This window comes from Saccharopolyspora terrae (assembly GCF_004348435.1).
GTDB classification, from domain to species: Bacteria; Actinomycetota; Actinomycetes; order Mycobacteriales; family Pseudonocardiaceae; genus Saccharopolyspora; species Saccharopolyspora endophytica.
The window spans coordinates 35,014-49,335 of the sequence record NZ_SMKS01000021.1; the positions used below are offsets into that span (position 1 = coordinate 35,014).

At 68.2% G+C, this 14,322-nt stretch carries 9 protein-coding genes and 1 tRNA gene; 7 read left to right on the plus strand and 3 right to left on the minus strand.

Features of this window, described 5'->3' with window-relative positions; translation table 11 throughout:
- Positions 1 to 3 precede the first annotated feature (3 nt).
- The 3 genes from E1181_RS14340 to E1181_RS14350 are packed head-to-tail and all read left to right on the plus strand — an operon-like array spanning position 4 to position 5,829.
- Complete coding sequence (locus tag E1181_RS14340) at positions 4 to 417, plus strand: type VII secretion target (protein ID WP_132674942.1); 414 nt, start codon at positions 4 to 6, stop codon at positions 415 to 417.
- 55 nt (positions 418 to 472) lie between these two features.
- A complete protein-coding gene (locus tag E1181_RS14345) occupies positions 473 to 1,057 on the plus strand; it encodes a YbaB/EbfC family nucleoid-associated protein (RefSeq protein WP_132674944.1) in 585 nt (194 codons plus the stop codon).
- A 50-nt stretch (positions 1,058 to 1,107) separates the two neighbouring features.
- Entirely contained in the window at positions 1,108 to 5,829 is a 4,722-nt protein-coding gene (locus tag E1181_RS14350; RefSeq protein WP_235876765.1) for a DUF6531 domain-containing protein, read from the plus strand.
- 147 nt (positions 5,830 to 5,976) lie between these two features.
- Here the strand turns inward: E1181_RS14350 and E1181_RS14355 are convergent, their stop codons facing one another.
- A complete protein-coding gene (locus tag E1181_RS14355; protein ID WP_132674948.1) occupies positions 5,977 to 6,600 on the minus strand; it encodes a LysE family translocator in 624 nt (207 codons plus the stop codon).
- 265 nt (positions 6,601 to 6,865) lie between these two features.
- On the opposite strand from E1181_RS14355, the gene E1181_RS14360 reads away from it, so the two are divergent.
- A complete protein-coding gene (locus tag E1181_RS14360; RefSeq protein ID WP_132674950.1) occupies positions 6,866 to 7,072 on the plus strand; it encodes a hypothetical protein in 207 nt (68 codons plus the stop codon).
- Between the two features lie 67 nt (positions 7,073 to 7,139).
- Here E1181_RS14360 and E1181_RS14365 read toward each other — a convergent pair.
- Together E1181_RS14365 and E1181_RS14370 are read right to left on the minus strand one after the other, a co-directional pair.
- Positions 7,140 to 7,213: transfer RNA gene (locus E1181_RS14365), tRNA-Arg, on the minus strand.
- A 132-nt stretch (positions 7,214 to 7,345) separates the two neighbouring features.
- Entirely contained in the window at positions 7,346 to 7,930 is a 585-nt protein-coding gene (locus E1181_RS14370) for a DUF3558 domain-containing protein (RefSeq protein WP_235876766.1), read from the minus strand.
- 93 nt (positions 7,931 to 8,023) lie between these two features.
- On the opposite strand from E1181_RS14370, the gene E1181_RS14375 reads away from it, so the two are divergent.
- From E1181_RS14375 to E1181_RS14385, 3 genes are all read left to right on the plus strand, one after another.
- Positions 8,024 to 10,039 carry a cytochrome c oxidase assembly protein gene (locus E1181_RS14375; protein ID WP_132674954.1) on the plus strand — a complete coding sequence of 672 codons (2,016 nt, stop codon included), beginning with the start codon at positions 8,024 to 8,026 and terminating at the stop codon, positions 10,037 to 10,039.
- A 78-nt stretch (positions 10,040 to 10,117) separates the two neighbouring features.
- Positions 10,118 to 11,791: an energy-dependent translational throttle protein EttA gene (gene ettA / locus E1181_RS14380; protein WP_132674956.1), complete on the plus strand. Its 1,674-nt coding sequence runs from the start codon at positions 10,118 to 10,120 to the stop codon at positions 11,789 to 11,791.
- Positions 11,792 to 11,820: 29 nt separating this feature from the next.
- Positions 11,821 to 14,241: an ATP-binding protein gene (locus E1181_RS14385; RefSeq protein WP_132674958.1), complete on the plus strand. Its 2,421-nt coding sequence runs from the start codon at positions 11,821 to 11,823 to the stop codon at positions 14,239 to 14,241.
- Positions 14,242 to 14,322 lie beyond the last annotated feature (81 nt).

Genomic DNA, 14,322 nt, shown 5'->3' on the forward strand with positions numbered 1-14,322 from the left:
CTCATGACGTCGTTCAACGTTCAGGCCGAAGACCTGACCGCGCACGCCAGCCACCTGGAAGGGCTCACCGACCGGCTGGACACCGCGATCTCGGCGGCCCAGGCCGTGAGCATGTCCGACGAGGCCTACGGGCTGCTGTGCTCCTTCCTGCCTCCCATCGTCAACCCGATGGAGGAGGAAGGGATGAACGCGCTGAAGGCGGCCAAGGAAGGCATCACCGTCACGGCCGACAACGTGCGCTCCACCGCCAAGGACTACCTGGACACCGACGACGCCAACGCCGATTCGTTCAAGACGTTCGACGAGGCGGTCAAGGTGAACCGGTCGGCCGTGGCGCTGCGCGGAGTCCCGCCGGTGGGAACCCCGCAGCAGCAGGGGACTCCGGTGCTGGAGCCGGAGCGCGGCACATCGGCCTGACCGGTCGATTCACACCGAACACCGAGGATTTCGAGATGTCGACGGAGGTTGTGCGATGACGGGCCAGAGCTCGGGGGGATTCGCGGTCGCCGGGGCCGACCCCGATGAAGCGGAACGTCGCATCCAGCAGTGGGCGCAGGGCTTCGCCGAAAAAGCCCAGCGGTACCAGGAAGTTCAGGCGCAGACCGAGCAGCTGCGGCTGTCGGCCAGCAGCCCGGACGGTCGCATCAAGGTGACGGTGCGCGCCGACGGCAGCGTGACCGACCTGGAGTTCACCGACAAGATCCGCTCGATGCCGCCGAACGAGCTCGCCGCGCAGATCCTGTCGACGATGCACCGCGCGCAGGCCGACATCGCGGGCAAGGTCGGCGAGACCATGGCCGCGACACTCGGCGACGAGGACCAGCAGACCCGCTCGATGATGCTGGACAACCTGCGCGAGCGGTTCCCGGAGCAGCCGGAGGACGAGGTCGAGGAGGAATCTTCCTCGAAGTGGGACGGCCCCGCCGAGGACGACGAAACCCCGGCCCCGCCCGCCGCACCGGCAGCGCCGACGGCACCACCGGCGCAGCCGAGGCGACCGCGCTTCGAAGACGAGGACGACGAGTTCGGCCCGGACTTCGACCCGCTGCGCGACTGAGTTCTCCTACCTGATTTCTTGTTCTGGGGGTTGTAGTGACGAATCCGTTGGTGGCGCAGCGCGAGGACTCGACGCAGGCGTTCAGCGGTATCCAGATCGCGGAGTCGGTCGCCGACACGCAGAAGGCGATCGAGTCCGGTGACTGGGCCTCGGGCGTCATGGGCGCGGTCGGGACCGGCCTGGACGCGCTGGGCATGGCGCTGGACCCGTTCGGCGCGATCTTCTCCGCTGGTGTCGGCTGGCTGATCGAGCACGTCGGGCCAGTCTCGGACGCCCTGGACTCGTTGACCGGCGATCCGGATGAGATCAAGTCTCACTCGGAGACCTGGAAGAACATCTCGGCCGAGCTCGAAGCCATCAACACCGAGATGAAAGACCTGGTCAAGGCCGACACGGCCAGCTGGCTGGGCGAAGCGGGCGATGCCTACCGCAAGCGCAGCGAGGACACAGCGAACCTGATCGCGGCCGCCAAGTCCGCCGCCGACGGCGCAGCGGACGGCATCGGCACCGCAGGCGAGGTCGTCGCCGCGGTGCGCACGCTGGTGCGCGACATCATCGCCGAACTCGTCGGCCACCTGATCAGCTGGGCGCTGCAGGTCGTCTGCACGCTGGGCATCGCCCTGGCCTGGGTGGTGCCCCAGGTCGTCGCCGAGGTCGCCAAGGTCGCGGCCCGCATCGCCGACATCACCACCAAGCTCATCCAGGCGATGAAGAAGCTCTCGCCCATGCTCAAGAAGCTCGGCGACTCCTTCGGCGACACCAAGAAGGCCCTCGACAAGATCAAGGCCGACAACACCAAGAACGACGGCCCAGCCGGGACGAACGCGCAGAACGCTGACGGTTCCGGGTCGAAAGGTGATGGGCACGGCGGAAACGGCGGCAAGGGAGACGGGCCCAAGGACGAAGGTGCCAAGGGCGACGGCGCTGGCTCACCCGGACCCGCAGGAACCAGGTCGCAGAACGCGGGGCAGTCCAACAAGCAGAACACGGATCGGCCCAACAACAAGCCGGAGAACCCGGAAAAGTGCGCGACCCGGTCGGAAGATCGCCCCTGTGACAGTACGGAGCCGGTCGACCTCTCCACCGGCGAGATGGTGATGGTCGAGACCGACTTGGAGATTCTCAACCCGCTTAGCCTGGTGCTGGAGCGGATGTACGTCTCGTCCTACAGCGCTGGCCGCTGGTTCGGCCTTGCCTGGTCGTCGACGCTGGACCAGCGGCTGGAAGTCGACGATGAGCACGTCTGCTACTTCTCGCCGGACGGCATGATCTTGGTCTACCCGTTGCCGTCGGTAGGAGAGGAGGTGCTCCCGATCGAGGGTTCGCGCTGGCCCTTGCGCGTGCGCGAGGACGGTGGGTACAGCATTGAGAAGCCGCTGGAGCACGAGGTCCTGCACTTCCATCGGCTGGGGGAGCACGACTGGGTGGTGCCGCTGCACGCGGTCGAGGATGCCGAAGGTCGTCGGGTCGATGTGGAGCACCGCCGGTTTGGCCCGCCCAAGGCGTTGCAGCACTCCGACGGGTACCGCGTGGAGATCGACAGCGAGAACGAGCGTGTCACGGCCATTCGTGTCGTTGACCCGGACAATGACCTCAATGTGTTGGTCAGGAAGTACGGCTACGACGACACGGGCCGACTTGCCGAGGTCATCAACTCTTCGGGCAAGGCGCTGAAGTACCTGTACGACGACGCCGGCCGACTCACTGAGTGGCAAGACCGCAATGGCTTCTGGTTCCGCTACGTCTACGCGGAGAACGGTCGTGTTGTCCGGACAGTGGGGCCCGACGGTTTCTTCGACTCCGTGTTCACCTACAACGGAAATGTCACCACGTACAAGAATTCCTTGGGCGGTATTAAGGAACTCGAGTTCGACGGTAGGGGCCAGATCGTCCGGGAGACGGATGCGCTGGGCAACACCACTCGCTCCGAGTGGGACCGTTACGGACATCTCCTGTCCCGCACCGACCCGTTGGGGAGGACCACGCACTACCACTACGACAGTCAGGGGCGGGCGAGGTGGATCACACGCCCGGACGGCAGTGTCGTCCGGCTGTTCCTCAACGCCGCCAGCTTGGTCGAGTCGATCATGGTGAAGGACGGTCAGCGGTCCTGGACCCGCAGTTACGACAAACCGCTGGACCCCTTTGGTGGGAACGTCGGCGCAGTACCCGAACTCGATCTCGACAGTCTCCGGTCGGACCGGGCGGAATCGGCCGATCCGGCCACCGATCCGGCAGGCATCGGGCAGGAACTCACGGGTCCGCGGCTGCTTGATCTTTTCGGCCGCCCACGGGAGGAGAATTCGCCGCAAGGCGGCCGGATTCAGCTCGGCTGGACGGTGGACGGGCACCGGTCCTGGCGCGTCGACTCGCTTGGCAATCGGACACAGTGGCGCTACGACCCCGAAGGCAACGAGATCGCAGAGGTCGATGAGCTGGGCGGGGTGAACGCCACAGAGTACGGCCCGTTCGAGACCCCGCTGGTCCGCGTCGACGAGACCGGTGCCCGCACCACGCGCACCTACGACACCGAGCGGCGGTTGACCTCCGTCACGAACCCGCAGGGTCAGACCTGGCGGTATGTCCACGACCTCGCGGGCAGAGTGGTCGAGGAGCATGATTTCGACGGCCGGGTGCTGCGCTTCACTTATGACGCCGCCGGGCAGCTCGTGCGCTCGGTCAACGGTGCCGGGGAACAAACCGAGTACCTCTACGACGAGCTAGGCAACCTGGTCGAGTGGCGTGCTCCGTCCGGCACCACCACCTATTGCTACTCGCCCGTCGGCGATCTCGTGCGAGCGGCGAACGACGATGCCGTGCTGGAATTCGTGCGAGACGACCAGAGCCGAATCGTCGAGGAGAAGATCAACGGCCGGACGGTCACGTTCGATTACGACAGCAACAGCGGCGTGATCCGGCGGCGGACACCGTCCGGCGTTGCGAGTGCCTGGACCTATGACGAGAACGGCCGGGCGGTGAAGCTGTCTTTCGGAGGGCATTCGCTGGACTTCGCCTACGACGCTGCAGGCCTGCAAATCAAACGGGCGATGGACGGTGCAGTGGCCCTCGTCCAGTCCTACGACATCGAACAGCGGCTCACTTCACAGGAGATCACGGGGGGTGCGGGGCAACCTGCTCTGCAACGGCAGTACCACTACCGCCCCGATGGTGAACTGATCGGCACGGATGACGGAGTCGCTGGCAGCATTCGCTACCAGATCGACCCATCCGGCCGCGTCGTCGAGGTAATCCGGCCGGAGCGGAGAGAAAGCTACCGCTACGACGGGCTCGGCAACGTCGTCGCCACGGACGGCTTGGGTGATGCGGAAAACGGCCTGCGCCGCTATGTGGGAAATCGCCTGATCGCCGCCGGAGCGGTGGATTTCCAGCACGATCCGCAGGGACGGCTGGTGCAGCGTACCGAAAATCCTGGCCGGAACTGGCGTTATGCATGGGATTCCTATGACCGGCTGGTCGCGGTGACCACCCCGGACGGAGTCGTATGGCGCTACCGCTACGACCCGGTCGGTCGGCGGATCGCCAAGCAACGGCTGGTCCCGAACTCATCAGCGGTGGCCGAGCAGGTCGACTTCGTCTGGGACGGCGGCACGCTGATCGAGCAGGTGCACACCGATGCCAACGGTCGTCGGGTGGTTACGACCTGGGCGCATCATCCGGACGGTGAGGTGCCCGTCGCTCAGCTTGAGCGTGATGTCGACGCGCAGGAACGGTTCCACCTGGTCGTCACCGACCAGCTGGGGACGCCGACCGAACTGGTCGGTGCGGGCGGAATGCTGGCCTGGCAGCGCCGCACAAGCCTGTGGGGCAAGGAGCTCCCCAACCCGCAGGCCGTGGCCAGCACACCGCTTCGGTTCCCCGGGCAGTACGCGGACTTGGAATCCAGTCTGAACTACAACGTCTACCGCTACTACGACCCAACCACCGGTCGCTATCTCAGCCAGGACCCGCTGGGCTTGGTTCCGGCCCCGAATCCCATCGCCTACGTCACGAACCCGAACAGCGAGGCGGACCCACTCGGCTTGATGCCGAAGAAGCCAGGCATTGGCCACGGCCCTGCGGGCAACGCCAAGCAGACCGGAAATGGCGGCCAGGGAGCGAAGAACAAGGGCGGCAGCAGCAAGGAAACGCCGCAAGGGTCGGGGCCCGCGAAGGAGAAGTACCTGAACTCGCACGAGGTCAACGGGAAGAAGTACGACGTTGAAATCGAAGCCCACCAGAACAAGCACCAGGGCAAGGGCCAGTTCATCTCCGGCATGGACAACAAGAACGTAAGCAACGGCGGTGCTACGAAGTTCCCGGAGCACATTACCGAGCAGACGCACAAAGAGCACTTCTCGAAGAATGCCGCGGAGATCGCGGATATCAAGCGGCAGGAGAACCTGGAGAAGGTCAAGGAAGCTGGCGACGCTCGTTTGGAAGCCAAGATGCACCGGGAGGATGTCTGGCAGCGCTATCAGCGCGGCGAGGCCGGTTATGAGGAGCTCCAGGCCGCTGACAAGAGGTCTGGAGATGCCCTGAAGGATGAGATCACGGCACAGAAACAGGCCGACATCATCCGCCACGACGGCTTTTTGACTAATGACGGAAAGCTCGTGGAGGGGGGCATCTGCCCCAACAACAGCGTGGACGGCGTCCGCTACCAGGTGGCTGGAGATTTCAGCGGCGGTTCCAACAACGTGAGCTACCACTGCTACCCGGGCTTCGACAAGACGAGCGACTGGAACAAGGCTTACGGGAGTACCTACAAGTAACGCCAGGTTCGCACCACATCTTCACTGGCTGTGGGTCCTGGCCGAGCGAGGCGAGTGTCACGGGTTGCTTCGGCGGCGCGTTAGAAGGCGTGGCAGGTTTCGGGGGGACGACCTATAGAACCCACCGCCCTGCTGCATGTGAGCCCGTCAGGCCTCGGCCGCCAGTTTCACTCCGAGGCCGACGAGGACCGTCGCCGTGACGCGGTCCAGCCAGCGGCGGACTCGTTGCTTCTGGAGGAGGGCTCTGGCTCTTCCTGCCATCCAGACCAGGGTGGGGAGCCAGAGCAGGCCGGCGGTGAGGTGGATGGTGACCAGCAGGGCGCCCCAGGCGGAAGCGGTCGGGCCCGTGGGGAGGAACTGGGGCAGCAGGCTCATGTAGAAGACGCCGACCTTGGGGTTGAGGAGGTTGGTCATCACGCCTGCGCGGAAGGCGGAACGCCCGGCCGGGAGCTGAACGTCTTCGGTGGCCGGTTTCCTGTTGCGGGGCAACGTCTTCCACAGCGCGGTCGCGCCTAGCCAGATGAGGTAGGCGGCGCCGAGGACGCGGACGACGTTGTAGGCGACCTCGGACGCCGTGAGCAGCGCGGTCAGACCGACGATGCTGGCCGTTCCCCAGACGAGGCAGCCCGTCGTGATCCCGAGGACGGCGGTCAGGCCCGCCTTGCGGCCGCCGAGGAGGGCGTGGCGCAGGGCGAGCATCGTGTCCAAGCCCGGTGTGATCACGGCGAGGACCGCGACGACGGTGAACCCCCACAGCGCTGCGCTGGTCATGCCCTCTCCCGCAGATCGTCCGACGGTGTCCTCGGAGGAGAGTGCATCACGTCGGCGGTCCGCGGTGAGGGAGATCTCGGACACCGGGGCAGTGGGCGGTTCTGGTCCGAACCGTCCATGATCGATGTCTCCTCTGTCGGGTCAGTTCGGACCGCAGTCGTCAACGCTCGATCGCTGCGCCCGAGTTCGCTCAGGTTGCCCCGATCTCGGCTGCTCTTACGCTCGTAGGGGCACCGCTGGATCGAGATTGTTGAGGCTTTCTCTCATGGGTGATCTCGCTAGCAAGCTGGACAAGGCTTACGAGGGCAAGAGCGTGGCGGACCTGGCTGACGCGCCGGTGGCCGCGCTACAAGGCGTCAGCGACTCCGATGCCGAGCACCTCAAGTCGGCCTTCGGCATCAAGACCGTGCGCGACCTCGGCACGAACAAGTACTTCCTGTGGGCCCAGTCGATCGCGAAGCTGGCCGAGTAGCCGGGAGCCCGAAGCGGGGGGTTGATCTTCATCAGGATCAACCCCCGCTTGCTCACCAGGGGGTTTGCGCCCCCAGCAGGACTCGAACCTGCGACCTAAGGATTAGAAGTCCTTTGCTCTATCCGGCTGAGCTATGGGGGCCGTTTGGTGGGCGGTATGCCCGACGTTGTGCAGCAAGCAGGGTAGCGGTCGGCCGCATCGCTTGTGGGATCTACGCGGCAACGTTGCCGAGCCGGTACCTAACGGCAAGCTTTTCGACAACCGGCAAGCGGGTTATGCCGGGGGTAGTTTTCCCAGCGCCGCGGTGGTCAGGCCGAAGAGCCGGTCGGCCGTGTCCGCTGCTGAGGCGTCCTTGAGCGACAGCATCGTCAGCAGTGATCTGTCCGATCGGATCGCCGTCGCGGCCGTGCAGGTCTGGTAGCCCGTCACCGGTTCGCAGTACAGCCAGCTGGAGTAGCCCCGCACGTCCACTTCGACGCCGCGCGGTTGGCGCCGGGCGATCGACGTGAACGGTTCGTGGAAACCGGCGGCGGCCGTGTTGTCCGGGTGGCCGCCGAGCAGGTGCGCGCACGCGCCCGGCACCGGGTTGCCCGGGCGCGGGGGACCAGCCACGCCGCCGACCGGGACCAGGTCGTCGGGGGAGAGCAGGGTGCACGGGTCGACCTCGCCGCGCGGGGCCGGGATGCGCGGTGGTTGCGCGATCGCCGACCGCGTCTGCGGCGTCTCGGGATGCTCCTGGAACCCCGCCGCGGGGATGGGGCTGCCCACCACGGCGGTCGAACAGCCGCTCAGCGCCGATCCGCCGATCAGGACGCACAGCGCGAGCACCCGCGGTAGGCGGTGACGGACATTCGGCACGGGGTAACCGTAGCGGCGCGGAGTGCGCGAGACCACGTCCAGGTGCGCCATCCTGACCGGTGAGGCCGACACGTGGGCCGTTACGCTCGGTGTGTGCCATCAGAGTCCGTCGCCGAACCGAATTCCAGGCGCAGTGCTTCCGGCACGGTCGGCGTGCTGGTCTTCACCGCAGGAGTGCTCGCGGCGCTGATCGCCGCCGCCTTGACCACGCTGTCCGCCGGAGCCAACTACGCCCTGCTCGGACTGCCCGACCCGGGTCCCGTGACCCAGTACGGGCTGGCGGTGGTGCGGGTCCTCGCCGAGACCGGGTCCGTGGTGGCCATCGGTTCGCTGCTGCTGGCGTCCTTCGGCATCCCCGCCAACCGCTCCGGCGCACTGCTCGCCGACGGCTACGCGGCGGTGCGCACGGCGGGCTGGGCCGCCTCGGCGTGGTTCGTCGGTGCCGCCCTGATGGTGCCCTTCATCTGCGCGGACGCCACCGGGCGCCCGGTGAACGAGGTGCTCAGCGCCGACGTCCTGTTCGGCCTCATCGACGCGCTCGAAGAGGCCAAGGCCTGGGCGCTGACCGCGGTGATCGCGTTCCTCGTCGCGCTGGCGTGCCGGATCGTGCTGTCGTGGGGCTGGACCGTGGTGACCTTCGCGCTCGGCCTGGCCGGGCTGCTGCCGGTCATCGCCACCGGTCACTCCGCCAGCGGCGGGGCGCACGACATCGCCACCAACAGCCTGCTGTTCCACCTGGTCGCAGCCGTGCTGTGGGTGGGCGGGCTGATCGCCCTGATCGCTCACGCCGCCCGAGGCGGGGCGCACCTGCCGCTGGTCGCTCGCCGGTTCTCGGTGATCGCCCTGGTCAGCTGGATCGCCATGGCTCTGTCCGGGGTGATCAACGCGCTGGTGCGGGTCACGCCGGAGCAGCTGTTCGGCTCCACCTACGGCCTGCTGGTGCTGCTCAAGGTCGCCGGTCTGCTGGTGCTCGGCGCGTTCGGATACGTGCAGCGCAACAAGGTCGTCGCCCGGCTGGAAGCGGGGTCGTCCGGGTTGCTGCGGCTCGGCGCCGTCGAGGTGCTGATCATGTTCGCCACGCTCGGTGTCGCGGTCGCGCTCGGCCGCACCCCGCCGCCCGGCGGCTACACCACCGTGCCCAGCCGCACCGAGCTGATCATCGGCTACACGCTCGACGCGCCGCCGGACGCGCTGCGGCTGCTGTTCGACTTCCGCTTCGACCTCGTCTACGGCACGGTGGCGCTGGTCCTGGCCGGCTTCTACCTGTGGGGCGTGCAGCGGCTCAAGGCCCGCGGCGACAAGTGGCCGGTCGGCCGCACGATCGCCTGGCTGTGCGGCTGCCTGACGATCCTCGTCGCCACCTCCGCCGGTGTCGGCCGCTACGCGCCCGCCGTGTTCAGCGTGCACATGGGGCAGCACATGCTGCTGTCCATGCTCGCCCCGGTCTTGCTGGTGCTGGGTGGACCGACCTCGCTGGCGCTGCGCGTGCTCAAGCCCGCCGGCAAGGGGATGCCCGCCGGGCCTCGCGAGTGGTTGGTGGCGTTCGTCAACTCGCCGCTGACCCGCGCGCTCACCCACCCGATCGTCGCCCTCGTGCTGTTTGTGGGCTCGTTCTACGCGCTGTACTTCACCGGCCTGTTCGAGCTGGCGCTGAGCCAGCACTGGGCGCACCTGGCGATGAACGCGCATTTCCTGCTGGTCGGCTACGTCTTCTACTGGCCGGTGATCGGCATCGACCCGTCGCCGCGCCAGCTGCCGCCCATCGGCAAGGTCGGCATGGTCTTCGCCTCGATGCCCTTCCACGCCTTCTTCGGCATCGCGCTGATGATGTCCGCCAAGCCCATCGGCGGTGACTTCTACCGCAGCCTCGACCTGCCGTGGCTGACCGACCTGCTCGCCGACCAGCGGCTCGGCGGCGGCCTGGCGTGGGCGTCCGGTGAGGTGCCGCTGGTCGTGGTGATGCTGGCGCTGCTGATCCAGTGGTCCCGGGCGGACGACCGGCAGGCGCGGCGGATCGATCGCAAAGCCGACAAGGACGGTGACGCCGATCTCACCGCCTACAACGAGATGCTCAAACGCCTGGCCGATCAGGACTCGCCGCGCGGCTGAACACCCGGCCATCGCCTGTTCGGGTTCCCGGGGGCCCGCATGCGCGGCGCCGGGTGGGACGCAACTACGATTCGTCGCATGGCCGAGTTCATTTACACCATGAAAAACGTGCGCAAGACGCATGGTGACAAGGTCATCCTCGACAACGCGACCATCCAGTTCTACCCGGGCGCCAAGATCGGCGTCGTCGGGCCGAACGGGGCTGGCAAGTCGACCGTGCTGCGCATCATGGCGGGACTCGACCAGCCGAACAACGGTGAAGCGTTCCTGTCGCCGGGTTACACCGTGGGCATCATGCAGCAGGAACCCCCGTTGAACGAGGAGAAGACGGTCCTCGGCAACGTCGAGGAGGGCGTCGGCGAGATCAAGGTGAAGCTCAACCGCTTCAACGAGATCGCCGAGCAGCTCGCGACCGACTACTCCGACGAGTTGATGGAGGAGATGGGCAAGCTCCAGGAGGACCTGGACCACGCGGACGCGTGGGAACTGGACTCCCAGCTGGAGCAGGCGATGGACGCCCTGCGCTGCCCGCCGCCGGACGCCGAGGTGACGCACCTCTCCGGTGGTGAGCGACGGCGAGTCGCCCTGTGCAAGCTGCTGCTGAGCAAGCCCGACCTGTTGCTGCTCGACGAGCCCACGAACCACCTCGACGCCGAGAGCGTGCTCTGGCTGGAGCAGTTCCTGGCCAACTACCCGGGCGCCGTCCTCGCCGTGACGCACGACAGGTACTTCCTGGACAACGTCGCCGGCTGGATCCTGGAGCTCGACCGCGGTCGCACCTACCCCTACGAGGGCAACTACTCCACCTACCTGGAGAAGAAGCAGGAGCGCCTGGCGGTCCAGGGCAAGCGGGACGCCAAGCTGCAGAAGCGCCTCAAGGACGAGCTGGAGTGGGTCCGCTCCAACGCCAAGGCCAAGCAGACCAAGTCGCGCGCCCGTCTGTCGCGCTACGAGGAGATGGCCAACGAGGCGGAGAAGACCCGCAAGCTCGACTTCGAGGAGATCCAGATCCCGCCGGGCCCGCGCCTGGGCAACACGGTGGTCGAGGTCGAACACCTCAAGAAGGGCTTCGACGAGCTGCTGATCGACGACCTGTCGTTCAGCCTGCCGCGCAACGGCATCGTCGGCGTCATCGGCCCGAACGGCGTCGGCAAGACCACGCTGTTCAAGACCATCGTCGGACTCGAGGAGCCCGACAGCGGCACGGTCAAGGTCGGCGACACCGTCAAGCTGTCCTACGTCGACCAGAACCGCGCGAACATCGACCCCGACAAGAACGTGTGGGAGGTCGTCTCCGACGGGCTGGACTACATCCAGGTCGGCCAGGTCGAGATGCCCTCGCGCGCCTACGTCAGCGCGTTCGGTTTCAAGGGCCCGGACCAGCAGAAGCCCGCGGGCGTGCTCTCCGGTGGTGAGCGCAACCGGCTGAACCTGGCCCTGACGCTCAAGTCCGGCGGCAACCTGATCCTGCTGGACGAGCCGACGAACGACCTGGACGTCGAGACCCTGGGCTCGCTGGAGAACGCGCTCGAGCAGTTCCCCGGCTGCGCTGTGGTCATCTCCCACGACCGCTGGTTCCTGGACCGCGTCGCCACGCACATCCTCGCGTGGGAGGGAGATGAGGAGAACCCGTCCAAGTGGTTCTGGTTCGAAGGTAACTTCGAGGGGTACGAGCAGAACAAGATCGAGCGGCTGGGCGCCGACGCAGCCCGACCGCACCGGGTTACCCATCGCAAGTTGACCCGCGGCTGAACGGAGGCGCCTTGGCGAGCGTGGCCGCTGTGGCAGAGTCCAGCTCGGTGGAAGGGTTGCTCGAAACCGCGTGGCAGATGCGGTGGAGAGTCCCGGAACTGGCATTGGTGCTCAGCGACAGAGCGGTCACGTTCGCCAGGCGCACCGGCGACCGGGGCGCGCGGTTGCGCGCCGAGGCGCTGGCCCTGTTCGCCGCCAACCGGCTGGGACGCGGCGTCTCGGCCACCGGCCGGGCGCTCGCCGCGGTCCGCGACGCCGAGGCGTCGGGCGGCGACGTCCTGACCCGGCTGCGCATCGAGCTCGGCTGGTGCGCGGTCAGCGCGGGCAGCCACGAGGTGGCCGTCCGCATCCTCCGCCGCGAGCTGGCGCAGGAGCGGGTCGACCCCGCCGTTCGCGCGCACGCCCTGCTGGCCCTGGCCTCGGCGCTGCCCGCTCACCAGGACGTCGACGAGCGCAGCCAGGCCCTCGACGAGGCCGAGCGCCTCTACGCCGACTGCGACGCCGACCAGGACCTCACCCGCGTGCTCAAGGCCCGCGTGTGGGTCGTCCGGGCCGCGCACTGCCGCAGGCTCGGCGAGTTCGGCGAGGCCGTCGCCGCCACCGACGCGGGGCTGGCGCTGCTGCGGCGGCTCAGCGACCCGGAGGCCGAGGCCGGCGAGATCCAGACCCGGTTGCTGCTGGAACGCGTGCACGCCCTGCTCGACCAGGGCCATCGCGTCGAAGCCGTCGAGACCAGCCAGGCCGTGCTCGCCGAACCCGTGCGCGCGGCCGCCGCCGGACCCACCGGGTGGCTCGGGTTAGCGCTGGCCACCCGCGTGCACCTGCCCGCCGGGGACCACGAGGCCGCCCTGCGGGTGCTGGCCGAGACCGCCGCGATCTCCGAGCGGCACAAGCTGGACGGGTTGCTCGCCGAGGCGCTCAACGCGCTCTCCCGCGCGCACGAGCGCGTGGAGGAGATCCCCGAGGCGTTGCAGGCGCTGCGCGGTGCCTACTCAGCCGACCGGCGGTGGCGGGCGGCCGTGCACAACGCGCGGGTCAGCCTGCTCAGCGCGTACCCGGCGGAGACCGACGCGCCGCGCGGTCGGCGGACACCCGTCGTGGCGGCGGTGCCCGAGCCCGTCGCGCCTGAGCCCGTCACGCCGGTGGCCCCTGAGCCCGCCGTTCCCGAGCCCGTCGAGCCAGTAGCGGCTGCGCCCGTCGTTGCAGAACGGTTCGAGCCCCTCGTTCCCGAGCCCGAACCGGCCCCTGCGGAACCCGCCGCGCCCGAGCCGTATCGTCCCGAGCCGGTCCAGCCCGAACCCGCGGCTGCCGATCCGCTCCGACCTGAACCCGTCGTTCCCGAGCCGGCTGCGCCCAGGCGTGGCGGTTACGCCGAGGCCCACGACGCGGCTCGGCTGCTGATGGAGGCGTTGACCAGACGCGCGGCCAAGGAGGCGGAGGAGGCCGAGCCCGCTCCCGCCGAGGCCGCCGCTGAGCAGCGGTCGATGCCCGAGCCGCGGGTGGCCTTCGACGCGGTGTCGCCGAGCGAGATGTTCCGCTCCGGCCAGGAAGAACCGGCCGCGGAGGAATCGCAGCGCTCCACAAGCACCTGGTGGCCCTCCAGCGAGTCCGAGCAGGCCCGCCCCGCCGAGGAGGAGGAGTTCGGCGCGGACGACGAGTCCGGTGGCTACGAGGACGACTACGGAGACGACGACCCCTCGCAGCGGTGGAGCGGTGATCCGCTGGCGGCGGCGGCCGACAGCCTGCGGCGCATCACCGAGGCCCACGACCGCCGCGGGCGCACCCGCGAGCCGGAACCGGAGCCCGCGACCCCGCCGCACGGATTCCCGGTCCAGGAGTCATCCGAGGAGATCCCGGAGCAGGTCGCTGACGACGTTCCGCAGGGCGGGCGCCGGTCCCGGGGCAAGTCGCTGGCCGAGATCCGCGCCGACCTCCAGCTGCCCGCCGATCACCGGCCCTCCCGGCGCCGCGCCCGGCACGCCGATCCCGATCCGCTCGCCGCGTTCCAGCCGGGGCAGGCCGTTCCGGAACCCGAGACTCCGGCTCCCGTGCCGTCGGAACCGACGGCCGAGGACACCAACCCCAGCTTCCGGTTCAGCGTCCCCGAGCCCGACCCGGTGCCGCCGGAGCCGAGCGCGGACGCGAGCCTGGCGGACCTGCTCGCCGACGCGCTCATGGCCTACAACGCCGGCCGCACCGACGAGGCGAAGCAGCAGGTCAGCGAGGGTATCGCCGCCGTCGGGTATGGCAGCGATCACAATTCCGGTTACGGTGAGCCGGGCTACGGCGACAGCTACAGCGACAGCGATTCGAAACACACGGATCAAGGCACCGGCGGTGAGACCGGGCGCAAGCGCCATCAGTCCACAGAGGATGATCAACGAGCGGGCTTCGGGGCCCGCCACCGCGCATCCGGATTCGGTGGTGCGGCAGCGGATCCGTTGCTCTGAGAAACCTCGTGGACATCGATCGTTGCGCCTGTTTTCACCAGCGGTCCGCAGTCAGATCCCGGCCCCGTGAGCGGGAACTGG

What these genes read in the sequence shown, in the direction of transcription:
- E1181_RS14340 (WP_132674942.1), top strand. Translation starts at nt 4, where the DNA reads ATGACGTCGTTCAACGTTCAGGCCGAAGACCTGACCGCGCACGCCAGC.
- E1181_RS14345 (WP_132674944.1), top strand. Translation starts at nt 473, where the DNA reads ATGACGGGCCAGAGCTCGGGGGGATTCGCGGTCGCCGGGGCCGACCCC.
- E1181_RS14355 (WP_132674948.1), bottom strand. Translation starts at nt 6,600, where the DNA reads ATGACCAGCGCAGCGCTGTGGGGGTTCACCGTCGTCGCGGTCCTCGCC.
- E1181_RS14360 (WP_132674950.1), top strand. Translation starts at nt 6,866, where the DNA reads ATGGGTGATCTCGCTAGCAAGCTGGACAAGGCTTACGAGGGCAAGAGC.
- ettA (WP_132674956.1), top strand. Translation starts at nt 10,118, where the DNA reads ATGGCCGAGTTCATTTACACCATGAAAAACGTGCGCAAGACGCATGGT.